Annotated in this window: 22 protein-coding genes; 11 read left to right on the plus strand and 11 right to left on the minus strand. The window is 45.2% G+C overall.

Translation table 11 applies throughout. The features are described 5' to 3' along the window. Positions 1 to 21 precede the first annotated feature (21 nt). Genes BM293_RS01570 through BM293_RS01590 form a run of 5 tightly spaced genes read right to left on the minus strand, consistent with a single transcriptional unit; the run spans position 22 to position 3,572 of the window. On the minus strand, positions 22 to 594 hold the full coding sequence (locus tag BM293_RS01570; protein WP_093446330.1) for an SMC-Scp complex subunit ScpB: 573 nt from the start codon (positions 592 to 594) through the stop codon (positions 22 to 24). Beyond that, positions 591 to 1,424, minus strand: a complete 834-nt coding sequence (locus BM293_RS01575) for a segregation and condensation protein A (protein ID WP_093446331.1) — start codon at positions 1,422 to 1,424, stop codon at positions 591 to 593. Before BM293_RS01575 ends, BM293_RS01570 begins: the two co-directional genes overlap by 4 nt. Before the next feature lies 1 nt (position 1,425). Then, positions 1,426 to 2,088 (minus strand): site-2 protease family protein, encoded by a 663-nt coding sequence (locus BM293_RS01580; RefSeq protein WP_093446333.1) that lies wholly within the window; start codon positions 2,086 to 2,088, stop codon positions 1,426 to 1,428. Then, the gene (locus BM293_RS01585; RefSeq protein WP_093446334.1) at positions 2,085 to 2,708 is read right to left on the minus strand and encodes an L-threonylcarbamoyladenylate synthase; all 624 of its coding nucleotides are present in this window, start codon (positions 2,706 to 2,708) and stop codon (positions 2,085 to 2,087) included. The genes BM293_RS01580 and BM293_RS01585 overlap by 4 nt, the downstream gene beginning before the upstream one ends. Positions 2,709 to 2,735: 27 nt before the next feature. Next, positions 2,736 to 3,572: a PHP domain-containing protein gene (locus BM293_RS01590; RefSeq protein ID WP_093446336.1), complete on the minus strand. Its 837-nt coding sequence runs from the start codon at positions 3,570 to 3,572 to the stop codon at positions 2,736 to 2,738. 100 nt (positions 3,573 to 3,672) lie between these two features. Here BM293_RS01590 and BM293_RS01595 point away from each other — a divergent pair, with 100 nt between their 5' ends. Genes BM293_RS01595 through BM293_RS01615 form a run of 5 tightly spaced genes read left to right on the plus strand, consistent with a single transcriptional unit; the run spans position 3,673 to position 6,513 of the window. Then, positions 3,673 to 4,272: a septation protein A gene (locus BM293_RS01595; protein WP_093446337.1), complete on the plus strand. Its 600-nt coding sequence runs from the start codon at positions 3,673 to 3,675 to the stop codon at positions 4,270 to 4,272. A 27-nt stretch (positions 4,273 to 4,299) separates the two neighbouring features. Beyond that, positions 4,300 to 4,590 (plus strand): YciI family protein, encoded by a 291-nt coding sequence (locus BM293_RS01600; RefSeq protein WP_093446339.1) that lies wholly within the window; start codon positions 4,300 to 4,302, stop codon positions 4,588 to 4,590. Next, complete coding sequence (locus tag BM293_RS01605) at positions 4,587 to 5,048, plus strand: LexA family protein (protein ID WP_093446340.1); 462 nt, start codon at positions 4,587 to 4,589, stop codon at positions 5,046 to 5,048. The genes BM293_RS01600 and BM293_RS01605 overlap by 4 nt, the downstream gene beginning before the upstream one ends. An 8-nt stretch (positions 5,049 to 5,056) precedes the next feature. Continuing rightward, the gene (locus BM293_RS01610; protein ID WP_093446342.1) at positions 5,057 to 5,575 is read left to right on the plus strand and encodes an asparaginase domain-containing protein; all 519 of its coding nucleotides are present in this window, start codon (positions 5,057 to 5,059) and stop codon (positions 5,573 to 5,575) included. 26 nt (positions 5,576 to 5,601) lie between these two features. After that, positions 5,602 to 6,513, plus strand: a complete 912-nt coding sequence (locus BM293_RS01615) for a DMT family transporter (RefSeq protein WP_093446343.1) — start codon at positions 5,602 to 5,604, stop codon at positions 6,511 to 6,513. Positions 6,514 to 6,619: 106 nt separating this feature from the next. Here BM293_RS01615 and yjgA read toward each other — a convergent pair whose 3' ends face one another. From yjgA to smc, 4 genes are read right to left on the minus strand one after another with little or no spacing between them, the layout of a single operon-like run. Next, complete coding sequence (yjgA, locus tag BM293_RS01620) at positions 6,620 to 7,165, minus strand: ribosome biogenesis factor YjgA (RefSeq protein ID WP_093446345.1); 546 nt, start codon at positions 7,163 to 7,165, stop codon at positions 6,620 to 6,622. Beyond that, the gene (gene ligA / locus BM293_RS01625; RefSeq protein WP_093446346.1) at positions 7,149 to 9,251 is read right to left on the minus strand and encodes an NAD-dependent DNA ligase LigA; all 2,103 of its coding nucleotides are present in this window, start codon (positions 9,249 to 9,251) and stop codon (positions 7,149 to 7,151) included. The genes yjgA and ligA overlap by 17 nt, the downstream gene beginning before the upstream one ends. 16 nt (positions 9,252 to 9,267) lie before the next feature. After that, positions 9,268 to 10,197 (minus strand): cell division protein ZipA C-terminal FtsZ-binding domain-containing protein, encoded by a 930-nt coding sequence (locus BM293_RS01630; RefSeq protein WP_093446348.1) that lies wholly within the window; start codon positions 10,195 to 10,197, stop codon positions 9,268 to 9,270. Continuing rightward, complete coding sequence (gene smc / locus BM293_RS01635) at positions 10,194 to 13,724, minus strand: chromosome segregation protein SMC (RefSeq protein ID WP_093446349.1); 3,531 nt, start codon at positions 13,722 to 13,724, stop codon at positions 10,194 to 10,196. The genes BM293_RS01630 and smc overlap by 4 nt, the downstream gene beginning before the upstream one ends. 90 nt (positions 13,725 to 13,814) lie before the next feature. Between smc and BM293_RS01640 the strand changes: the two genes are divergently transcribed. Continuing rightward, a complete protein-coding gene (locus BM293_RS01640; protein ID WP_093446351.1) occupies positions 13,815 to 15,095 on the plus strand; it encodes an FGGY-family carbohydrate kinase in 1,281 nt (426 codons plus the stop codon). Positions 15,096 to 15,109: 14 nt separating this feature from the next. After that, positions 15,110 to 15,463 carry a HopJ type III effector protein gene (locus BM293_RS01645; protein ID WP_093446352.1) on the plus strand — a complete coding sequence of 118 codons (354 nt, stop codon included), beginning with the start codon at positions 15,110 to 15,112 and terminating at the stop codon, positions 15,461 to 15,463. Positions 15,464 to 15,558: 95 nt separating this feature from the next. Here the strand turns inward: BM293_RS01645 and BM293_RS01650 are convergent, their stop codons facing one another. After that, on the minus strand, positions 15,559 to 17,454 hold the full coding sequence (locus BM293_RS01650; RefSeq protein WP_093446353.1) for a SurA N-terminal domain-containing protein: 1,896 nt from the start codon (positions 17,452 to 17,454) through the stop codon (positions 15,559 to 15,561). A gap of 36 nt (positions 17,455 to 17,490) precedes the next feature. Further along, complete coding sequence (locus BM293_RS01655; RefSeq protein WP_093446355.1) at positions 17,491 to 18,270, minus strand: HAD family hydrolase; 780 nt, start codon at positions 18,268 to 18,270, stop codon at positions 17,491 to 17,493. A 227-nt stretch (positions 18,271 to 18,497) separates the two neighbouring features. On the opposite strand from BM293_RS01655, the gene dksA reads away from it, so the two are divergent. From dksA to BM293_RS01675, 4 genes are read left to right on the plus strand one after another with little or no spacing between them, the layout of a single operon-like run. Further along, positions 18,498 to 18,926 carry an RNA polymerase-binding protein DksA gene (dksA, locus tag BM293_RS01660; protein ID WP_093446356.1) on the plus strand — a complete coding sequence of 143 codons (429 nt, stop codon included), beginning with the start codon at positions 18,498 to 18,500 and terminating at the stop codon, positions 18,924 to 18,926. Continuing rightward, positions 18,904 to 19,806 carry a tRNA glutamyl-Q(34) synthetase GluQRS gene (gene gluQRS, locus BM293_RS01665; protein WP_093446358.1) on the plus strand — a complete coding sequence of 301 codons (903 nt, stop codon included), beginning with the start codon at positions 18,904 to 18,906 and terminating at the stop codon, positions 19,804 to 19,806. The genes dksA and gluQRS overlap by 23 nt, the downstream gene beginning before the upstream one ends. Then, positions 19,803 to 21,452 (plus strand): bifunctional aminoglycoside phosphotransferase/ATP-binding protein, encoded by a 1,650-nt coding sequence (locus BM293_RS01670; protein WP_093446360.1) that lies wholly within the window; start codon positions 19,803 to 19,805, stop codon positions 21,450 to 21,452. Before gluQRS ends, BM293_RS01670 begins: the two co-directional genes overlap by 4 nt. A 28-nt stretch (positions 21,453 to 21,480) precedes the next feature. Continuing rightward, complete coding sequence (locus tag BM293_RS01675) at positions 21,481 to 23,286, plus strand: single-stranded-DNA-specific exonuclease RecJ (RefSeq protein WP_093447818.1); 1,806 nt, start codon at positions 21,481 to 21,483, stop codon at positions 23,284 to 23,286. Positions 23,287 to 23,319 lie beyond the last annotated feature (33 nt).

Here is a 23,319-nt window from a genome sequence, read left to right on the forward strand (position 1 = left end):
AAAGAATTCTAGCACTTTCAACTAGGTTTGCGGCTGCCGATCAAGATTAGATTTGTATTCGGCCACTCGCTCTGCTAACTGGTCACGTAACGCTGTGGCTGTGGCTAACCCTAAATCCTGAACAAGTTTATCGGTGCTCCCCCAAAGGTAGGGTAAGCCTGGCACTTGTTTTTGTCCTTGCTGGTCAATCCAACCAAGTTCTTTAAGCTGTTGCAAGCTACTGCTGCTGACTTGTACGCCTCTAATTGCTTCAATTTCTGCTCGCGTAATCGGTTGCTTAATAACTAAGATAGCTAAAATTTCTAATGCAGCACGTGAGAGCTTTGGCGTGCGCTGAGGTTCAAACTGCGTTAACCAGGCCTGCTGCTCCGGTGACAATATCAAACGCACCCCTGCTTGATTCGTTTTCAAACACAAACCTAATGGCTGTAACGCAGCGCTAAGGTTAATAAGCAGTCCATCCAGATTGAAGGGTTGCGAAGAGGTTGCGGCTAAATGCTGACGCAATGTACTTGGCTGCAAAGGTTCATCGGCGGTAATGAGTAACGTCATCAACTGCGCTTGTAAAGGGTTAAAGCTATTGAGTTGACTCATGATGCTACAGCCTCAACCTCTAACCACTGATCAGCTTCGTGTTGAAAAAGCTGTACCCGTCGCTGCCGCCATAATTCTAGCAGCGCAATAAAGGTGACCACCAAACCGGGTTTACCTTCATTGCTAATCATTAACTCTACAAGCGATAGCCTTTGAGCGGGTCGTTTGGCTAGACATTGCTCAATATAAGTGATCTTCTGACTGATTAATATTTTCTCCTCACCCACTCTATGAGGTTTGACTAGCGCTTGGCGATTAATAACCCGGCTCATTGCTTGCCATAAATCTGCCATAGCAATATTAGGCGTTGATGGCGTTTGCTGCGCAGTTAAGCTTTCTACCTCTTCCCAATCAGGCACAAGCGTCACCGGATAATCAGCATGAGCCTGGGTAACCCATTCAGCTAACCATGATGCACTATGTTGATAGGCTTGATACTCCAATAACTGTTGCATCAAGGCTTCACGGGGGTCTTCTTCGAGTGGTTCGTCATCTATTGCAGGCGGCTGGGGCAACAAAATGCGTGACTTAATCTCTGTTAGCCAGGCTGCCATGTAAAGATACTCGGCTGCTAGCTCCATATCTAATTCCTGCATCATGCCTAAGTAGACTTGATATTGTCGGGTAATCTCCACCACGGGTATGTCAGCAATATCAAAACGATTCACCTTAATCAGATAGGAAAGTAAATCCAGTGGCCCTTCAAAGGTTTCAAGCAGCACCTTAAGCGCTTTAGGTGGGATATATAGATTTTTAGGTAATCGGGTGATCGGTTCACCCTTAACCCAGGCTAAGGGTAGTTCTAACTGAACAGGTAAATCTTCGTTCACCTTAAACCCCTATCAAACTTAGCATAAACCGATAGGTTGCTTGATAAGGCCCGCTGAGTAGCAAACTTACCACGCCCAAGACCACAAGACCGAGTAAAATAAATAAACCAAATGGCTCTAACCGGTTGTATTGCCATGCGAGCGGCTTGGGAAGCACAGCCGACACCAAACGGCTACCGTCTAACGGTGGAATAGGCAATAAATTTAGCAACATTAGAATGATATTAATGCTCAGCCCAGCAATACCTGAATAAATTAAAAATTGTCCAATATCTGGTTGACTGTCAACGAACATAAAACCCAGTTTGAGTACCAAGGCCCAGGCAACAGCCATGATTAAATTCGCCGCAGGCCCAGCGATTGCGACTACGGCCATATCTCGTTCGGGGTGTTTAAAATTACGTGTACTTACCGGTACGGCTTTTGCCCAGCCAAAAATAAAACCACCCAAAAATAACAAAGCCGCCGGCACCAATAGAGTTCCAATAGGATCGATATGTTTAATCGGGTTCAGCGTAACCCGTCCCAGCATTCGAGCCGTTTTATCGCCCAACTTCTCGGCCGCCCAACCATGCGCTGCTTCATGCAAAGTAATAGCAAAAATAACTGGTAGTGCCCAAATAGCCAATAACTGCATAAAATTGAGCTCATTCATTGCCATCATTCGTCAAACACTCCTTGCCCTTGGCGGATCAAAACGGGGATATCATCGGTGAAGTCAATAATAGTTGTAGGCTCAAAGCCACCAAATCCTCCATCAATTATGACATCCAATTGCGATTCTAAAGCTTCTTTTATTGACCAGGCATCCGCCATGGGTAGCGTATCACCCGGCAGGATTAAAGATACCGACATCAATGGCTTATCGAAGTAACTTAATAACATTTGACACACTTTATTAGGTGATACACGTAATCCAATGGTTTTGCGTTTTACGTTTTGCAGACGTCGCGGTACTTCGCGACTCGCAGGGAGTAAAAAAGTATAAGGACCGGGTAAATGGGCTTTTAAATAGCGAAACTGAACATTACCGACCTTAGCATAGTGAGACAAATGACCTAAATCTGGGCACATGAGTGTGAAATCATGCTTATCATCTAGGCGGCGAAGCTGGCGAATTCTTTCTGCGCCTTCCTTATTGTCAAGCAGGCAACCAAGTGCATAACCTGACTCGGTTGGAAAGGCGACAATCCCGCCAGCCTCTAATCGCTCAACGGCTTGTGTGATAAGACGTGATTGAGGGTTTTCAGGATGGACTTCAAAATAGATACACTGCTTTGCCATAAAGGTTTCTTTTGTTAGAGGTTTAAATTAATCATTTAGCCAGGCCTGCTGAATTGGCGTCACGCCCGCTGGCAATGGCGCGAGGGCACCTAATTGACGCCAAGTTTGTTCCGGTCCGTGATAATCAGAACCTACCGATGCAAAAAGATCATGTCGCTTGGCTCGATCAGCCATGCCAATCGCTTCAGCGCTAGCAAACTTTTGTGTGACAACTTCTAAACCGCTACCACCGGCTAATTTAAAGTCAGTTAATAAGCCATTTAGTTTGCGACTGGTTAGCCTATATTTTCCAGGGTGAGCCAATACAGCTTGCCCGCCCGCTGCATTTATCACATCTACAACTTCATCAAGTGCGGGCCAATTAGCGGCGACATATCCTATTCGACCCTGCTTTAAAAACTTATCAAATGCATGATTAATTGATTTTACATATTGCCGCTCAACTAATATCTGCGCAATATGTGGGCGTCCCACCACACCCTCGGCTACTAATTCTTTTAGTCTGGATGCCATGCAAGGATGGCCGCGCTGCTGTAAACGCAGGTTAATTGCGTCGGCACGTTGCCAGCGTAATGCGCGTATTTTGGTCAACATCGCTTGTAAGCTGGCATCATCTACCGCCATATTTAAGCCCACAATATGTATCGTTCGGTTTTGCCATAACGCCGATACTTCTACACCACTAATTAGATCAAACCCTTGTTGTTGTGCATAAGGTAGTATTTGTTCATAGCCTGCCGTTGTGTCATGATCGGTTATCGCTAAACTATCGAGTTGATTTTTTATTGCTAAATCAACGATGCTTTTTGGGCACAAGCTACCATCCGATGCTTGGGTATGACAGTGAAAATCTACTTTATTCACCCGGCTCCTTTCTGCAATTCACTTTATTTAGGCTGTTATTATAACCAGTTAGCTTATAGAATAACGCACAACCTTAAATAACCATGAGATTCATGCTTAGATGAAAATATTATTCGACTTATTTCCTGTCATTCTCTTTTTTATAGCCTATAAAATGTACGACATTTATATAGCAACCGCTGTGGCTATCGTAGCGACCATTGTACAGGTAGGCTACTTGTATGCGCGCTACCGCAAAGTGGAAAAAATTCACTTAATTACCCTCGCCCTTATTGTCGTTTTAGGGGGAGCAACCATCCTATTGCAAGATGAAGCTTTTATTGCATGGAAGCCGACCATTGTAAACTGGGGCTTTGCAGCGGTTTTCTTAGCTAGCCATTACATGTTTGGCAATAAACCGATCGTTCGTCGCATGATGGAAGGGTTAATTCAAATGCCTGATCAGGCTTGGATACGCTTGAGCCATATGTGGACGGCCTTCTTTGTCTTCAGTGGTGTGATAAATCTATGGGTGTACTACAATTTTTCATTAGACGCTTGGGTAAACTTTAAACTCTTTGGACTCATGGGACTAACCTTTGCATTCATCTTGATACAGGGGATCTATATTAGCCGCTATGCTCAGCAAGATGAGAGTGAGGAATCGACGGATAAATTGACTGAAGAATCCACTCAACCGGCCGATACTAAAAAAGATTAATACAGCACCATAGTGTAAGGAGTAGCAATGTTATTTTCGATAGTCGCTCAGGATGTAGCTGATAGTTTGCCAAAACGCCAAAGCGCCCGACCCAATCACTTAGCTCGCTTAGAAGCACTTGATGCAGAGGGGCGCCTGATTTTAGCGGGACCTCATCCACTTCTTGATGGCCAAGAAGGATTCAGTGGCAGTTTAATCGTTGCTGACTTTGCTTCATTTGAAGAGGCTACCCAGTGGGCCGAGGATGATCCTTACGTTGCTGCCGGCATATATGACGCCGTTGAAGTTAAACCGTTTAAACAGGTGTTTCCAAAATGAGCAAACTCGCCTACCTGATACCCAAACGTCAACAAAAACTCGCTTTTGATGGCAATGCTGCATTTGAACTAATGGATGAAGAGTGGATCGATATTCCTCTAGTAGGCTGGACCTACGCTGGCGAACCCCGCCAAATGGAATTGGATTATGACTCGGTTAGCGTTCCCAAAAGCTTGGTTAAAAAAGAAACCTTTGCCTTAAGAGTAAAAGGTGACTCGATGATAGATGAAGATATTTGTGATGGCGATATTGTTATAATCGAGCGCTGTAATTCTGCTGAAAACGGTGAGTCAGTGGTGGTTCGCATTAACCAAGAAGAAATTACCATGAAAAAACTTTTTATTGAAGCTGATGGGGTGCGTTTACAACCAGCCAATACTGAAATGAAAGCCATTTTTTTAAAAAACCAAGACATTGAAATTCTCGGTATTGTCCGTGGCATCTTACGCCCTAGTTAATATTTTATATGAACAATAGCTTAAATAATCTGACACTGTTAGTCTGTGGTGGCACCCTTGACAAGGATTATGACCCCCTAACAGGCGAACTCACTTTTAGTCAGAGTCACTTACCTAAACTACTTGCAGAAGCCAATCATACCTTAAATATTACCCTCACTAACGTCATGCTAAAGGACAGCTTAGCAATGAATGATGCCGATCGTGAACGAGTTTATCAGGCTTGCTCAGCGGCGATAAATTCAAAAATTGTGATCACGCATGGCACGGATACTATGCCCCACACTGCAGCTTATTTAGCTGAACGCATCGATCAATTAAAGAATAAAACGCTTGTTATTACTGGTGCAATGCGCCCATTTCAGCTCGGCCAATCAGATGCCAGCTTTAACCTTGGTAGTGCGCTGATGGCGGCACAACTTTTGCCAGCAGGCGTTTATATTGCAATGAATGGTCAGATTTTTTTAGCCAATCAAGTTCAAAAAGATCGTTCACGCGGTGTCTTTGTAACAGACCTGCATACCTAACGTACACCATTAGGTTTAGCTCTTTAATGCTGCCCATTACCCTTGCCTATTTAGTGGTCATTCTGATCTGGACTACGACGCCTTTAGCGATTCAATGGAGTGGCGAAGCAGACTGGTTTTTTGGCGTAGCTGCGCGATTAATTTTAAGTGCGCTCATTATCCTGCCACTCATCATACTATTTAAACAACAACGTTTTGATCTCAGCTGGCCAGCCATGAAGGTATATGGTGCAGCATCGCTCGGCTTGCTAGGCGGAATGACACCTGTCTATTGGGCAGCCCAAACCATGCCATCTGGATGGATTGCGTTAATTTGGGGTATGAACCCCATTGTCACGGGATTATTAATTTACTTTGTCTTACAAACAGAACGCTTAACACTGGCCAAGTGGTTGGGTATCGGTGTCAGTGTTGCTGGTTTAATGGTACTTTTTATACCTAACCTTGAATCTGCTTCTGCACAAGACCTCCTGTTCCAAGGGCTTATTGTTGCGTTAATCGGGGTCTTTTTTCACTCATTAAGTACGGTTCTGGTTAAAAAAACCGCTCATAACCTCCCCCCTTTGCATGTCGTGACAGGGGCACTATGGATCACGAGTATTGTGTTTTTAATGTTTAAACCCACTGTGTTACTAGACTGGCCAGAACTTTCAACGCGAACGAGTTGGGCTTTAGGCTATCTGATCTTTGTGGGTACAGTTATCGGCTTTGCGCTTTACTATTATGTTCTTAAACACCTTGATGCATTAAGGTTAGGGATGATTCCGATGATCACCCCCGTGTTTGCAGTGGCACTGGGGGTCTGGATAAATGAAGAGCAGCTAAGCCTAGCGGTGATTCTTGGCGCAATTTTAATAGTAGCAGGCCTGCTACTATTCGAGTTAGAAAGATTTTATCGGCTGTTCAACCAGCGCCGGCAAACCCGATTAAAGCCTTAGAAACGACCCGGACGCCGTGGGGATTTACCCATTGTTTTGCGCATAAATTTATTGACCAGCTGCATAATGAAACGGCGCAACATCATTTTAATAAATGGATTATTCATTACCACTCCAAACCTTTTAAATATTGAAAAATAGCTCGCGCAGCCTTCGGCGGCTTATTCTGCGCGGCTTCTTTTACAGCATTGCGTACATGTTGACGTAACAAACTACGGTCAGCTTGTGGAAAATCTTCAAGCAACGCATTCAATGCCTCGTCACCACCAGTCAATAAACGATCACGCCAACGCTCTAACTTTTGAAAGTGCAAATTCTGCTTTTTAGCACGCTCTTCTGCTTCAATTAAACGCGTTCTAATCTCTGCTAACTCTTCTTCATGCTGACGCAACCATTTACCGATATATAAGCGTTGACGCTTGATCGCCGGGCCGGCCGTCATGGTTTTCAATAATAGTACAGCGTCTAATAGTTCTTGTGGAAGCTGCATTTTTTTAAGCTGACTTTCACTAAACTCAGCAAGTGACGTCCCTATCTCGGTCACTTCCTGCGCGGCTAATTTAATATCTGTACGACTAGTAAACGCTTCCTGCTCCCATTCTGGAATAGGTTTTTTTCGGTTTACCTTGCCCACATTACGTGGTCGAACCATCTGCTGCTCCTAAAACGCGCGTTAATTCATCAGCCGTGATAACGGGTATTCCTAATGCAACGGCTTTGGTTAGTTTGGAGCCGGCTTTATCACCGGCAATAAGAAAATCGGTGTTTTTTGACACACTACTGGTGACTTTAGCGCCTAGGCTTTCAAAGTGTTCAGCTAATTCGCTACGGGATAATTCAGCAAAGCTGCCAGTGATCACCAGCGTTTTATTGGCAAAAGGGTGATTATCCGTAGCCTGATCTGTGGACTCAGTTATATCTTGACTTGGACTTGGCCAATGAATGCCGGCTTTGGTCAACTCCCTTATCACCTCTTGGTTATGGGACTGGGCAAAAAACCGCCGGATTTGTTCCGCGACCACAGGACCAATATCATCAATTGCAACAAGCTGCGACCTATCTGCAGCCATTAGCTCATCCATCGTGCCAAATATTTTAGCTAAATTTTTTGCCGTCACTTCGCCCACTTCTGGAATACCAAGCGCAAAAATAAAGCGTGCAAAGGTTGTGTGCTTAGACGCCATAATTGCTTTAAGAAGATTCTGTGCAGACTTCTCAGCCATTCGATCGAGCTTTAACAAGCTATCTAGTGTCAGGCGATAAAAATCATCGGGGTGAGATACCAAACCACTAGTAACGAGTTGGGTGATCAGCTTAGCCCCTAAACCTTGAATATCCATGGCCTTTCGGGAGACAAAGTGTTCTAGTGCACGTTGCTGTTGAGCAGGACAATATAACCCGCCACTACAACGATAAACCGCTTTATCTGGGTCTTTAAACACGGCTGAATTACACACAGGACAAGACTGCGGCATATCAAACAGGGGTAAATCTTCTTTGCGATGCTCAATGACGGAAGCAACGACCTCGGGGATGACATCTCCAGCACGTCTAACGATAACCTTATCCCCTATGCGAATATCTTTACGGCGAATCTCATCCAAATTATGCAAGGTGGCATTAGATACGAGCACGCCACCCACTGACACAGGTGTCAATCGTGCAACGGGGGTAAGTGCACCGGTACGCCCAACCTGAATGTCGATGCCTAATAGGTCAGTCGTGACTTCTTGAGCCGGAAACTTGCGTGCAATCGCCCAGCGCGGAAATTTAGCGGTAAAACCAAGCGCCTTTTGCGCCGATAAATCTGCTAATTTATAGACAATGCCATCAATTTCATAGGCGAGCTTAGCACGCTGCTCAGACAGTTCAAGATAATAATCTGTCATACCTACAGGACCTATTACCGCCTGACCCAACGGATTGATCGGCAAACCCCATTGCGCCAATAAATCCATTACCCCGGGATAATCCTGCGGCCAATAGGTATCGTCACTGACCTCGCCCCAGCCATAACAAAAAAAACTGAGGGTGCGTTGTGCGGTGATTTTCGCATCTAATTGTCTTAAACTACCTGCCGCTGCATTACGGGGATTAGCAAAGGCTTTATCACCTTTAGCAAGTTGTTGCGCATTTAGCGATGCCAGCGACGCCTTGGTCATAAAGACCTCACCTCGTACTTCTAGCACAGCAGGCCAGTTATCCCCATGCAAGCGCTTAGGGATGTCTGCAATGGTCAATACGTTGTGTGTGACATCTTCACCGGTTTCGCCATCACCACGGGTTGCAGCCCTAACCAATCGTCCTGCCTCGTAGCGTAAACTAAGCGCCAAGCCATCAAGTTTTGGTTCAGCAAAAAAAGTGATTTCCAAGTCGCCTGAAGCCACTAAGGCATGCTGGATTTGCACTAGGCGATCATAAACGCGTTGATAAAATGCCATCAGAGCTTGATCATCAAAACTATTATCTAACGATAGCATAGGTACACTATGGCTAACTGGCGAAAAGGCTTGATGCCGCTTAAACCCTACCTGTTGCGATGGCGAATCTTGATTAACCCAATCTGGGTGCCTGGCTTCGATCGCCAAAAGTTGCTGATAAAGTAGGTCATATTCAGCATCAGTGATAGTCGGGTTATCAAGCTGATAATAAGCTTTATTGTGCTGAAGAATGGTGGCACAGAGTTGCTGATAATCTTGTTGCGAATAATCTTTCACATCGACAGTATTATTGGTCATGCTAGGCTATTTACTATCACATGCGCTTGGTTTCATAGTCAAGCGCGCGCTCACGCATTGCTTGTAAATCCGTTTCACGAATCATACGACGTTCCATATCATACATCCGACCACGCAAGCTTTGTGATACGCGTCGCGCTGTCAGAATCAACTCGTCCATCGCACGAGGCGCTTTAATGTGAGTAGGCAGTTGTAAAATAATCGCAATGCCCGCGGTGCTGGCACCCTCTTCCCACTCAGCTGGAAACACGCCAGGTTCAAAAATATTGGCGACGCGCAGAACGGTTTTATCATTAACTCTTTTTACAAAGATGCCCGCTTCACCATTAAAGGTTAAGCCATTTGTTCTGAGCACTTGATCAATGGCTTTGAGCGAAAACTCGTCTGCAATGGATAGCACTAAAATGGCAAAGTTTTCAGGCTCAGAATTGTCAAGCGGCACTTCCAGTTGACTAGCAGCGCTCATTGATTCGCTACGACCATCACGCGTTTCGGCTGCGTAGAAGGTATTGTCTGCCGGGTACATATCATCAATTTCTAAAACCTTATGTTTTGCTTCATCAGATGGCGTTTGTGAGGCATAGGTCGAGGCCGCTAAATCTTGCTTTCGCTCCATTTCTGCTTCTAACTCGAGCTTGGCTTGTAAATAATCAAACGCATCATGCTTATCCGACGTGTCGATCGGTTGTTCAGTAATAGGTTGATCACGATTATCAGTTGAGTTTGATTCAGTATGCAAATCGCTATTTGGCTTCATAGACGGGATCGCAACATCTTCTTTAGCACCTAAACCAACTTTTGCCCACCGCTTTTTAGCAACAGCATTAGCGTTAGTTGCCTGCTCTTGTGGCTTAGATTGACGAAAAGAGCGTTTTTGACTGACAACATAAATGGCAATCACTACCACTACCGCAAAAGCCAATAATATCCATTGCATTTCATTCATGCGCCATCGTCTCCTATCATTTCAACGGCTTTCGCTAAATCTACACTGACTAACCGAGATACGCCCGGCTCGTTCATACTAACACCTAGCAATTGATGTGCCATTGCCATGGTCGTTTTATTGTGAGTAATAATAATGAATTGTACCTTCTCAGATAGGCTTCTGACTAGTCCACAAAAGCGAATAACATTCGAATCATCCAGTGGCGCATCCACTTCGTCTAGTATACAGAAAGGCGCTGGGCGTAACTGAAAGATCGCAAAAATGAGCGCAAGGGCTGTTAAGGTTTTCTCGCCACCTGATAACAACTGGATACGGCTATTACGCTTGCCTGGAGGCTGTGCCATAACGGCCAGACCATCTTCAAGAGGGTCGTCATGATGACTTAACCAGCTCAATGCAGCCTTACCCCCTTTGAAAAGCTGAGGAAATAGTTCAGCAAACCCCTGGTTCACTTGTTCAAAACAATCAAGCAGTTGCGTGCGACTCTGATGATCCAACGCTAAAATAGCTTGCTCAAGTTCAGCAATCGATTCTGCAATATCGGTGTAATTATGTTCCAATTCTTCAAGACGCGCGGCTAATTGATCACGCTCATCTATCGCAGTCATATTTACTTTCCCCAGCGCCTGAACACGCTTTCGGGCTTCACGCAACTCCGCCTCAAGGGCATGTAATGATCGATCGGTTAATTCTGCTGGAAGATTAGCACTCGGCAAAGCTAAACCATCTTGTTTAATTTGATCGCTAAGTTGTTGCAATTGTTCCTGTTTATAAGAAAGTTGCTGTTGTGTAGTTTCCAATTCTTGCTGCGCGGTTTGATGTGCTTGTTGGCAAGTTTGTGCCTGCTGTTCGGCTTGTTCAACCCACTGCTCCGAATCAGCTAGGGCTTGTTCTAAGCGGGTCAAATCCTGAGACATGTCTGCCAGCTTAGCGACTTGATCAGCCAAAGCCTCCGTCGAGACGTCACTTTGCGCTATCTGTGCTGTGGGCAACTGCGCTATCCCTTGCTGAGCTTGAGCGAGCTGTTGCTGGTATTGTATTTTTTGCTGTTGTAGCGTTTGCCAGCGTTGTTGATCTGCTTGATGTTGTGCTTGCTGCTGCGTGTAGGCTTGTTCAATGCGTTGTTGCTGTTGCAAAAGCGGCTGTTTAGTTTGCTCTAATCGTGTCCAGGCCGCTTGTGGCTCATCTAAGTCAGCTTGCGCTTGATCAAGTTGATCATAAAGCATTTCTAGATCAGCATCCGTTTGCTCAAATGTTTGCTCCAGTGCTTTAACCTGCTTTTGTACTTGCTCTAATTGCAGTTGATAACGTTGCTGTTGCTCTGTCGCTATGGCTTGGCGTGCCTGCTCCTGAGCTTGCTGCTGCTCAAGTGCTTGCAACTGTTCCTGCCAAATGGGCAGTTGTGCTTGTAATGTTTGCCAGGCCTGCTGATGGGTCTGTAATTGCTGATCTTGTTCTGCTAGCGCCTCTTTGGCTAAATTAAACTGGTGTTCTAACGCAGGTAGTTGCTGTTCTAGGCTGGCAATCTCATCAGCACGGGCTAAATAAATGGCACCTTCCCCTTCATAAGGCGCTTGCCAAGCTTGCGGAAAGAACAATCTGCCATCTCGATCAATAATGGCTTCGTTTGCAGACAGCATCTGTATTTGCTGTTGCAGCGACACACCGGTGTCACGGCGCTGTAGGCTATTGGCTAAGGCATGTAACGCAATCGGCGCTTTTATAACTTCTGCTAAGCTTCCCTTCGCGGGTGCCGCGACCTTAGCCTTCTCTGTCCAAACAATAAAAGGCACATTAGCCGAGAAAAGTTTATCTGATCCAAGCCACTCGGCTGGAAAGTGACTCGCCACTAAACCATGAATTCGTGGTCCTAACCATGCCGTAACCGCTGGCTGCCAGTCGGGATCAACTACCAATAGGTCAATTAACCATTGATACTGCTTATCGCTTATTTGCTGATGGATTGATTGGTCTAGTTGTGCTTGCGCTTGCTGCTGCCAACTTTGTTGTAGCTTACAGAGCGCTTGGTAGTGTGCCTGCTGAGATTGCCAGTCTTGTTGAGCTAGTTGTAATTGTTGCTGTAAGCGCTGTTGACACGCTAAGGCCTTTTGCACAGATTCGGCTAGTAGAGAACGCTCTGCTTCGGACGCTGTAATTCGTTCCCTAAGTTCCTGCAAATCAGACCTTGGCAGTTCTGATGGATTGCTGGTTGGCCTAACCACTAGATTTTCGGCTAACCAGGCCTGCTGCTGTTTAGCTTGCTCAATTTGACGCCATAGATCTTGCTTGCTCAGTTCCGCTTGTTGACATTGTTGATTAAGTCGCTGAACACGAGATTCAGCATCCGTTTTAGCCAATAGATACTGACTTTGTTGCATTTCAGTATTTGCAATACGCTCGCCCAATTCGTCCAGCAATGCTAACTGACTTTCTTGTTCCACCTCCCATTCATCCAAAGCTTGGCGAAGCGCGTTTTCGGAATCTTTAAGGGACACGAGTGCCGATTCTGCCTGCTGTTTTTGCTGCTCTAAATGTTCGGTTAACTGTTGCTGCTGACGCGTTTGCTGTGCGATGAAGTCTTGTTGTTGCTGGAGCCGGCTCACGGCTTTATCCAGTTGATGATAGGCTTGAGTTTGAGCTTGCCAGGCCTGCTGATTGGCTTGACGTTGTTGTTTAGCCGCAATCCAAGCCTGCTGGGCCTCATCCCAAGCTTGCTTAGTTTCACTAAACGCCTGCTGCTGACTGCGCAGTCTATCACCCAGATCCGCGAGGTGATTTAGCGTTTGATACCATTTTGTTTGATAAACCTGCCAAGATAAGGTTTTGATGCGCTGCTGACTATCTTGAAAGGCTTGCGCTTGTTCTGCTTGACGTACAAGATGCTGATGCTGTTGCTGCAACTCTTCTTGTAACAAACTGAGTTGGTTCAGGTTGTCTTGCGCTTTGTTAAGGCGGCTGAGTGTTTCTTTACGACGTTGCCGATAACCAGCAATACCGGCTACTTCCTCAATATACTGGCGCAGATCGATAGGCTTTGCTTCAATGATGCGACTAATCGAGCCTTGACCTATTAATGCATAACTACGAGGCCCAAGGCCCGTACCATTAAATAAGTCTAGTACATCACGTCGACGGCAAGGTTGGTTATTTAAATAATAACGCGTCCCCTCTTCGCGATGATGAACACGCTTTACAGCTATCTCAGTTAGCTGACCAAAAGGCCCTGCTAACGCTGCTTGTGCACTTGACGCTTCGTTTGCACTGCTATTATCGAACAGTAATTCGACGCTGCATTGACTAACCGGAGCACGCTGATCACTACCACTAAAGAGTACGTCATTCATCTCCCCACCACGCAATTCACGCGCCGAGCTCTCCCCCATCACCCAGCGCACCGCGTCCAGGCTATTCGACTTGCCACAGCCATTCGGCCCTACAATCGCAGTCAAAGGGCGCGCAAGGTTTAGCTTAGTAGCCTCTACAAAGGATTTAAAACCAACAATTTTTATTTGTGTTAAGCGCATGCTCAGTTCAATTAAATAGGGTAATGAGAATATTGTTGCAAGGATTATAATAGGGTTTTATTTTTTGCACAGGTTTTTAGCTATCTCACTATGTCTTCTTCATTTATTCTTGGCTTGGATTTAGGTACCTCTGGGTTTCGTGCGCAACTTGTTAGTAATGGCAAAACAGTTTTTTCTGCTCACCAGTCACGCATTGACACTTATGCACGAAAACTATCATGCTCAACAACAGAACAAGTCACGCAAGACTGGTTGTTGATGCTTGATGGCCTTTTTGCGCAGTTGACCGATTATTTACCTCGGGTTAACGCACTTATTGCTGATGCAACGTCCAGCACCCTAGTAGGCGTAGATTCAAGTGGTCGGGTAATCGAACCCGCCATCATGTACCACGATAGTCGTGCTACAACACAAGCACGCGCTTATCGACATATGCTAGATAGCGATTCATCCGCTCAAGGCGCCCAAGCCAGTTTAGCCAAAGCGCTATGGCTAACTGAACACACTAAAGCGCGACAGATTTGGCACCAACTAGATTGGCTCTATGCGCAGCTGCTTGATCCACCTTTGCAGTCCAGTTATTCAGATGTCAATACCCAGCTAAAGATGGGCGTTGACCCCACGAACTTAACTTGGCCGAAACCGATTCAATCACTCGCTACATGGCCGCTACCGCAAATTTTATTACCAGGCACGCCAATTGGATCGGTCAGTCAACACGCGATGAAGCGTTGGAAACTCCCAAGCCACTGCCAAGTCTATGCAGGCACCACCGATAGTATTGCCAGCTTTTTAGCTACGCCCGCCACAAAACCCGGTGATTTAGTGATTGCAATGGGGTCGACTTTGGCATTTAAGCTACTTAGTGAACAACCGCTAGCCTCCGCCCAACATGGCATCTATAGTCACCGTCTTAACCAGGCCTGGTTAGTGGGTGGCGCTTCAAACGCGGGTGGCGCCATTTACACGACGCGTTTTGATACGCCTCGCCTCACGCAACTGAGTCAACAACTCAAGGGTATCGCAAATCCCGACATTGCACGTTATCCATTAGCACAAATTGGCGAGCGCTTTCCCATTGCCGACCCAAACTTCCCAGCCAGCGATTTTAGTGACCTAAACGATGAACTGGCATTTATCAGCATGACCGAAGGTTTAGTTAAACTTGAACAGGCCGTCTATAACCAACTCAATCAAATGGGCGCAACAATCTCGCGAATATTCAGTATTGGCGGAGGCATACAAAACCAGGCCTGGCAAGCACGACGCATGGATATATTTGGTGATAAACTAGCGCCCTTACCTAACCCAGATGCACCCCATAATTCGGCTGCTTATGGCGTCACACGATTAATCACGGATCAATTTTAACTAGGAAGCTAAACATGTCTAATACACTCTCACCTTCAGAACTTATTCAACAACTTCATCAGGGCCCCGTGGCGTTTAACCAAGTGATAGCAACAATCGAGCATTATTACACCTTCACGCCAACAAAATTCGTCAATGGTAGCCAAGCCAATGAGGCAGGACAAAACAATGGTTCGTGTAAGATTTTTGCTTTCGCAAAATGGCATAATCTTGACTCACAAACGACATTGAATGCATTTGGTGACTTTTACACGCACGATGTTTTAGGGTTCCCGGATGCAACAGACCATCAGAACATTCGCCAGTTTATGCTACATGGCTGGGCAGGCATTCGCTTTAGTGATGAAGCGCTAAAAGAAAAAGCTTAAATTATTCCTAACCATAAAAAGTCACTATTGCTAGTGTTGCAACCCATAAAAAAGCCGTGACAAGCACGGCTATTAAAACTTAACACACAATCTTACTACCTCAAACTCAGGTAATTAGATCGTTTCTCTATCTTGGCATCCAAACGTAAACTAGCCATTAACGATTCAACTTCAGCCGTTTGATAGGTTTCTTGAAGAATTCGTGCTAATTGGTTACGCAAAGTCGCATCATCGGCTTGCTCACTTCGACCAATTTCATTTACTCTCACCAATACACTATCACCCGTCACTAATTGAACTTTATTCCAAGTGGGCTGATTATCACGGGGCTTAGCAGCTGCAAAAGCCGCAGCGGTAATTTGTGGCAAAATTTGTTGATTTTCACGGCTAATCCAACCCACTGGATGCCATTCCACACCTTCACCAATTAGTGTTTCTACTGCCACACCGTCACGAACTTGCGTCAATAAAGACTTGGCGCGCTCTGCAGAACGCGCAATACTAAACTCGCGAACGAGTTGACGCTCAATATCATCACGAACCTCGGACAAAGGTTGTAAGCGAGAAGGTTGATGCTCGGCAATACGCACGACAACAGTCTTGTTAGGTCCAATTTCGACCGGTGCCGAATTCAAACGCTGTTGCAGCACATCCTCAGAAAAGGCGGCTTCCATCACATTTCGGCGAGACGTGACTTCATCACTACCACCACTGCGTTCCACCATTGTTGTGGTAGCAACTTGAAGATTTAACTGGGTAATGATGGGCTCTAAACTATCTGGTTGTTCAAAAGCAATTTGTGTCATATCTTCGAGCATCTCAAAATACACTCGTTCAGCCTGCTCTAAACGTACTTGTTGTACAACATCGTCACGAATGTCATCTAACGAGGGCATTTGCATCGCTTTAATATCAGTTAGTTTGATTAAATGGTAGCCAAACTCGGTCAGTATTGGTTCACTGACTTGACCCATCTCTAAATCAAAAACCGCCCGATCAAACTCATCGACCATCATACCCGCTTCAAAGAAATCCAAATCACCGCCTTGGCGTGCCGAACCTGGGTCTTGAGAATAAGCTTGAGCAAGTGCTGCAAAGTCTTCACCATCCGCTAAACGTTGCTGTAATTCGGACAATTTAGCTAAGGTATCTTCGCCTTGATCAGACAATAAGATATGACTGGCTCGACGCTGCTCCGGTACAGCAAATAAACGTTGATTTAACTCAAAGTAATCTGCTACTTGGCGCTCAGTTACATCGATGTCTTTGGCAAGATCATCTAATGACAACGTGACATATTCCAACGAAACACGCTCAGGCAACATAAAGTCATCTTCATTAGCCGTGTAGAACTGAGCTATTTGCTCGTCAGTAATGTCCGCTTCTTTGTTAAATACACGTTGATCGACTCGCACATAATCAATATGACGAGTTTGTGTCTGCAGCTCAAGTAATGCTTGTTTTTCAAATGGAAACACCGGTGTTGAACTCGCCATTAAATTTTGGAATTGCGTTTCCAATAAAAAATTACGTTGATCACGTTCAAAAGTTGCAGGTGTGAAGCCATTACGAGCCAATAAGTCCTGATAAATACGTTGCGAGAAAACCCCGTTTTCATCATAAAAAACATCCGCACCTTGAATCACGGCTGCTAACTGCGCATCGGTAATAACAACGCGATTAGCGTGTGCCCACTGACGTATCAATTCACTGGTAATCAAGCTATCAAGCACTTGTTCACGAAGTTCTTCGTCCTCAACAACCTGATCATACATATCGCCAAATTGTTGACGTAAACGAATCCGTTGCGTATTGTAGACTTGCATAAACTCAGTAGCACTAATTCGCTCATCATTTACCTCTGCAACCACAACAATTCGATCACCCGTAGCGTATTGGTCTATCCCCCAAAGTGCAAAAGGAATAATCAGTGCAATTACAATTGCCCAGGCAATCCAACCCTGAACCTTACTTCTTATTGCCAGTAACATGTGAAACTCCTTACTGCCTTATTTACGATTTAAAAATTATGCTTGATGAAGGTAGTGTAGTAGACTCATATCGACATAGGTTGCGTTAACACTAGATGACACCTTGCCGCCAAGCACCTGAAATGGCTTGAGCGGTTCACCCAATTGGTCAAGCACCCATGTTGCGCCCGTAAAGTCCTCATGCGCTGTATAGTCATTAATGGTAATAAGCGTTTTTAGCTGACTATCTAATGCCGACTTTAAACCATTATGGGAGTCCTCAAAAGCCATCGCCTGATTTGGGTTGATTTTCATTTGATCCATCGCCCAAAGATAAATGTCCGGTTCAGGTTTCTTAGCCGGGACAATATCGCCAGCTGCAATCACATCAAACCATTTAATCGCATCACGACCCAGTGTACTTTTTAGTAGCGCGGTCACGTTTTCAGGTGTGGTCGTAGTCACTATTGCTAAACGCACACCTGCGGTTAAAGCTTCATCTAACAATCGTTCAACGCCTGGGCGCAATGGAATTTTACCTTCGGCCATTAACTGCATGTAACGATCAGTTTTTGCAAGGTGTAAACCTTTAACAAAACCATCTAAATCGGTTGGCGCATTGAATTGGGTATTGAACTGAGCTAAATAAAATTTTATCCGCTCTTTGCCGCCGGTTACTTTAAGAAGCTTGCCGTATAAGTCTTCATCCCAGTTCCAGTCTAAACCGGCATCGCTAAATGCCTGGTTAAAAGCGACGCGATGCCCCTCTTTTTCGGTATCAGCTAGCGTACCATCTACATCAAATAACAATGCTGACAAATCTGTCTTAGATGCCATAAACACCTCTCATAATAAAGTGCGCTAATGATAGCAAAATTAACAGATAAATACCCAGCTTTACCATTCATTCAGCATCAAGACATCGCTATTTCATCTTTTTATAACTTGTGCAAACAATCTAAACCTGATATAAATCCCGTTTAAATTTTGGGGTTATATTGGATTTCTCGATGTAATCCGCTTTTTATAGCTGCTTTTCCTTGTGTATTTAGGAGCGTTCTACCATGGAACTTGACAATACCTTCATTGAAGATTATCCCGCTTACGAGCCTGAGCCGGGTGAAGAATATATGAGCCCTCGAATGAAAGAGCATTTTAAGCAAAAGCTCTTAGCCTGGAAAAAACAATTAATGGATGAAGCAGAGTCGACCGTAAGTCACTTGCGTTCTGATTCTTCAACACCGGCTGATCCCAATGATCGAGCCACACAAGAAGAAGAGTTTGCCCTTGAACTCCGTACTCGTGATCGCGAACGCAAACTTATCGCGAAGATTGATAAGTCATTAAAAGACATAGAAACTGGTGACTACGGCTATTGCAAATTGAGTGGCGATGAAATTGGCCTGCTTCGCATGGAAGCCCGACCCACCGCTACCTTGACGGTTGAAATGAAGCGCCAACAAGAAATTCGTGAAAAACAAGGCGTTGCCTAACACACTCTACGTTGGGCGCTTTGCGCCCTCGCCCTCCGGCCCACTCCATCTCGGCTCGTTATTAGCTGCGGTCATATCTTATTGTGATGCAAAATCCCACCAAGGCGTTTGGCGTCTGCGCATTGATGATCTAGATTCACCACGCGTTCAAAACGAAGCGATCAATCAACAACTGCACCAACTTGAGGCGTTTGGCTTACATTGGGATGATGATATTTACTATCAATCACACCATTTGGATGACTACAATCATGCGTTAATACAGTTGCAAAACCAACAGGCCTGCTATGTGTGTCATTGCTCGCGTCAAATGATTCGTGATCGGCAACAGGGTCAGGTTAACTATGATAATTACTGTCGTCATCGTCACCATCCATTTGACCGTGACCAAGCTTGGCGGTTAAAACTGCCTTGCCAGCAAGCACCATGGCATGATGCTTGGTGTGGTTCGCAAGTGAGCACTAACACGAGTGAGGATCCGATTATTTGGCGACGTGACCAAATCTATGGCTATCACCTTGCCTGTGCATGGGATGAGTGGCAAATGGGTATTACTCATATTGTAAGAGGCCAAGACCTACTGGGTGCAAGCTGGCCTCAGAGCTACCTCCGCAAAATATGGCACCCACAAGCACCCAAGCTTGTTTTCAAGCATCACCCACTGTTAATAAATGCTCAAGGCATTAAGCTGAGCAAGTCAGCTCGAAGCACAGCTGTTTGGCCAAATCAGGGCGCACTTTATCAAATAGCCAAGCTATTTGGGCTAGGTGATTTACTTAATGTTAAAATGCCAGACAATGAGATACTGAGCATTATTCAAGATAATTGGGCGCAGATTACCCCCAGCTTTGCAGACCAAAGACACTACTCTCTAGGATGAAGACACTTAAAACACAAACCAACTTAATTAACTGGTTAAAAAAAGCCCAGCATTACCCGCACCCAGTTACACAAGTTAAGCTTATTCAAACCCATATATCCTGTGTATTTTTAACGGGTGAGTATGCTTACAAACTTAAAAAAGCAGTGTGTTTTGAGTTTTTAGATTTCAGTACACCTGAACAACGCAGGCACTTTTGTGAATTAGAAATCCAACTTAATCGTCGCACAGCCAATGATCTATACCTGGATGTAGTAAATGTCTACCGTCATAATGTCAAAGATGAATTCAGCCTTGCCTCCAGTTGTGCTGATCAAACAGATTGGCAAGTCGTTGACTACCTAGTCAAAATGCGACAATTTGATCCTAGCCAGGTATTAAGTCAACAAATTAATCAAGCGCCTTTAACACTTGACACCGTGACAGAATTATCAAAACGCATTGCCAAATTTCACCGTCAAGCGGAGGTTATTGCCCCTCCTTCTTTCTGGGGCTCCGCTGAATGTGTGCTACAACCTATGCTCGCCAATTTTCCTAGCTTACAAAACTTATTTGAGCGCCTGACAGCTGAACAACAGCAAAGTCCTTCCAACCTTACCCGACTAGATCTTCTTAAACAACATACTCAAACACAGCATACATTAGTCGCCCCTTTACTGGCACAGCGGCAGCAACAAGGTTTTGTTAGAGCCTGCCATGGTGACTTGCATCTAGACAATATTACGTATTATCAAGACCAGCTCGTCCTGTTTGACGGAATAGAGTTTAACGAACAGTTTCGTTTAATTGATGTCGTTTCGGATTTAGCTTTTCTATTAACTGACCTCGATGCCAATAACGGTAAACTCAGCAGCCAACAACTGCTCAATTACTATCTCATTGAAACAGGTGACTATGAAGGCTTAGGTATTGTTAATTTTTATCAAACTTATCGCGCTATGGTTCGCGCTAAGATCAGTGGATTACGTTACGAACAATTAATGCCAGGTTCAGCCGAAGCAACAAGCGTTTTAGACCAAACACTTGCTTACATTAATTTAGCTGAGTCCTATGCTTTCCCATCAACAAAGCCGCCTAAGATACTAATAATGCAGGGTATTTCTGGAAGCGGCAAAAGCTTTCTTGCTCAAAAACTCGCTGATCTAACAGGCGCGATCTGGATAAACTCTGACCGCGAACGTAAACGTTGGTTTGGGATTAGGGCTACCGAACGCGTATCGGGACAAGCCCAAAGCCAGCTCTATAGTAGTGAGGCCAATCAAGCAACCTATCAGCGCCTCTATGAGGCTTGTGCAGCCGCTTTACAAGCAGGTCGCGATGTCATTGTTGATGCCACTTTTTTAGCCAAAATCAGCCGCCAACGTTTTTATTCGTTGGCAACTCGCCATCAAGCCGACTGTGCCACTCTCGTACTGATCCCCAATCCAGCGCTAGCTAAACAGCGCATCACAGAACGCCTAGCTAAGCAACAGGATCCATCTGACGCTACCATTGAGGTAATGCAACGTCAAATAGCCCATTTTGAAGCGCCAGAACCCGACGAACTCGCTTTTGTGTTTGAGGAAGTCAACCCGATGGAATCTTCAAACTGGCGGCATTTACTGAACTGGTTTAGTCGCGAGTGTCCAAGGAGTTTGTTAGAATAGCCATTCTTTCAAATATGTGACTGCTGTAATGACCTCCTCTCATGCGCCAACCATTTGCATTCAACACCGCTCTTGTGATCCCACCATCTATCAGCAAGCCATTGATGAAGGTTTAAGTTCACTAACGGCTCGATTATTAGCACAGCGACTCGATAGCACTGACCTTGCGCAGTCTTCCTCTAAGCAGCTGCACTTTTGGGTGCAACCCCAATTAAAGCACTTACAGCATCCTCGTGACCTAAAAAACATTGATCAAGCCGCTGAGCTGATTGCTCGTGCAGTTCAATCCGATGGCTTAATTGTTCTCGCTACTGATTATGATACTGACGGAGTCACCTCGGCTTGGGTGGGTTACCAAAGTTTAACGCAGTATTTTGGCGTTAAGCCAGAACGTGTGGTCTGTATTATTTCAGAGCGTGCAGACGGTTACGGACTCACGCAAGAGTTATGTGAACGTATTAGCGCACTCAAGCAACCTATTGATTTAGTCATATCAGCGGACCAAGGCTCGAGTGATGAAGCCCAGATTGCTTATTTGGCGGCACGTGGTATTGCTGTATGTGTAACAGATCATCATCAAATTCCGGTGGCCGGCCCACCAGTCAGTGCAGCAAGTATTGTTAACCCACAACTTGAGGGTTGTGAATATGACAAACATATCTGTGGTTGCTTCGTGTTGTTTTTGGTAATGTCAAAAGTACGCCAGACCTTGATTGATCAAGGCGTGCTTAATAGTGACGCTGCTAATCTACGCGCACTACTCCACCAAGTTGCGTTAGGAACGATTGCAGATAGTGTAAGCTTAAAAAGTTTAAACAATCGTGCCGTCGTAAAAGCAGGCCTGCTGCAAATGAATCAGTTCAACCATCCAATTTGGCAGGCTGTGCAGCAAGCGCATCCCCAAAAACCCAGTCAGTTAACTGCAGAGTTTATTGCCTTCCAAATCGCCTCACGCATAAACGCAGCATCACGCGTGAATGATGTACAAAACGCGTTTCGATTTATCAATGCCCAGAATCTTGCCGAGGCTTTGGATGCGTATACTCAATTAGATCGTGATAATGCACTGCGACAACAGCAACAACAACAGATGATGGCTGAAGCGATTCAACAAGCACAAGATCAACTCATTGAAAACCCATTTTGCATTGTCATTGCGCTCGCTGGCAATCCGGGGATTCAAGGAATCATTGCGGCGCGAATTGGCGAACGTTACGGATTGCCTTGTATTGCGCTTACGCAACTGAGTGAGGATGAGTACGCAGGCAGTGGACGGGCTATTGTCGAAGACGTAAATTTAATCAGCGCATTCAATAGCATGGCTGAGCAGCACCCTTGCTTATTTAATACGAAGGGAGGACACAAAGCGGCCGTGGGCTGCCAAATTCCTGCCTCACACCTTGAGCTATTTCGACGTGAAATCAATTTACAGATTGCAAAACAGCTAGGTAACGAACGCCCTAAACTCACGCTTTATAGTGATGGCGAGTTAACATCAGAGCAGCTGCATTTAACAACGTTTGACGATATCGATGCTCTAGAACCCTATGGGCGTGACTGGCCCAGCCCGCGGTTTGATGGGGTGTTTGAAGTCGTCTCATGGCGTTGTGTCGGTAAGGCGTCACAACATCTTAGTTTAAAGCTGCGCTTAGATGACAATACCAATCAAATTAATGCGATATTTTTTAACCCGTCGGAACAAATATTAACGCAGTTTTTAACACTTAAGGAAACGGAGCAACCCAAGATTCATTGTCTCTATCAATTACAGCGTAATGAGTTTATGGGACGTACTCAATTACAACTTCGGCTGGATTTCCTGCGCTTGATCTAATACAAGCGCAGGAAAATAACAGTCGTTATGGTT

This window comes from Thiomicrospira sp. ALE5 (assembly GCF_900112445.1).
Lineage (GTDB): Bacteria > Pseudomonadota > Gammaproteobacteria > Thiomicrospirales > Thiomicrospiraceae > Thiomicrospira.

Excerpts from the sequence above, each read along its gene's own strand:
- BM293_RS01595 (WP_093446337.1), top strand. The coding sequence starts at position 3,673 with ATGAAAATATTATTCGACTTATTTCCTGTCATTCTCTTTTTTATAGCC.
- BM293_RS01615 (WP_093446343.1), top strand. The coding sequence starts at position 5,602 with ATGCTGCCCATTACCCTTGCCTATTTAGTGGTCATTCTGATCTGGACT.
- BM293_RS01645 (WP_093446352.1), top strand. The coding sequence starts at position 15,110 with ATGTCTAATACACTCTCACCTTCAGAACTTATTCAACAACTTCATCAG.
- BM293_RS01605 (WP_093446340.1), top strand. The coding sequence starts at position 4,587 with ATGAGCAAACTCGCCTACCTGATACCCAAACGTCAACAAAAACTCGCT.
- BM293_RS01630 (WP_093446348.1), bottom strand. The coding sequence starts at position 10,197 with ATGAATGAAATGCAATGGATATTATTGGCTTTTGCGGTAGTGGTAGTG.
- BM293_RS01580 (WP_093446333.1), bottom strand. The coding sequence starts at position 2,088 with ATGATGGCAATGAATGAGCTCAATTTTATGCAGTTATTGGCTATTTGG.
- BM293_RS01670 (WP_093446360.1), top strand. The coding sequence starts at position 19,803 with ATGAAGACACTTAAAACACAAACCAACTTAATTAACTGGTTAAAAAAA.
- BM293_RS01650 (WP_093446353.1), bottom strand. The coding sequence starts at position 17,454 with ATGTTACTGGCAATAAGAAGTAAGGTTCAGGGTTGGATTGCCTGGGCA.
- BM293_RS01675 (WP_093447818.1), top strand. The coding sequence starts at position 21,481 with ATGACCTCCTCTCATGCGCCAACCATTTGCATTCAACACCGCTCTTGT.
- BM293_RS01570 (WP_093446330.1), bottom strand. The coding sequence starts at position 594 with ATGAGTCAACTCAATAGCTTTAACCCTTTACAAGCGCAGTTGATGACG.
- BM293_RS01640 (WP_093446351.1), top strand. The coding sequence starts at position 13,815 with ATGTCTTCTTCATTTATTCTTGGCTTGGATTTAGGTACCTCTGGGTTT.
- smc (WP_093446349.1), bottom strand. The coding sequence starts at position 13,724 with ATGCGCTTAACACAAATAAAAATTGTTGGTTTTAAATCCTTTGTAGAG.
- ligA (WP_093446346.1), bottom strand. The coding sequence starts at position 9,251 with ATGACCAATAATACTGTCGATGTGAAAGATTATTCGCAACAAGATTAT.
- dksA (WP_093446356.1), top strand. The coding sequence starts at position 18,498 with ATGGAACTTGACAATACCTTCATTGAAGATTATCCCGCTTACGAGCCT.
- BM293_RS01600 (WP_093446339.1), top strand. The coding sequence starts at position 4,300 with ATGTTATTTTCGATAGTCGCTCAGGATGTAGCTGATAGTTTGCCAAAA.
- yjgA (WP_093446345.1), bottom strand. The coding sequence starts at position 7,165 with ATGGTTCGACCACGTAATGTGGGCAAGGTAAACCGAAAAAAACCTATT.
- BM293_RS01610 (WP_093446342.1), top strand. The coding sequence starts at position 5,057 with ATGAACAATAGCTTAAATAATCTGACACTGTTAGTCTGTGGTGGCACC.
- BM293_RS01655 (WP_093446355.1), bottom strand. The coding sequence starts at position 18,270 with ATGGCATCTAAGACAGATTTGTCAGCATTGTTATTTGATGTAGATGGT.
- BM293_RS01585 (WP_093446334.1), bottom strand. The coding sequence starts at position 2,708 with ATGGCAAAGCAGTGTATCTATTTTGAAGTCCATCCTGAAAACCCTCAA.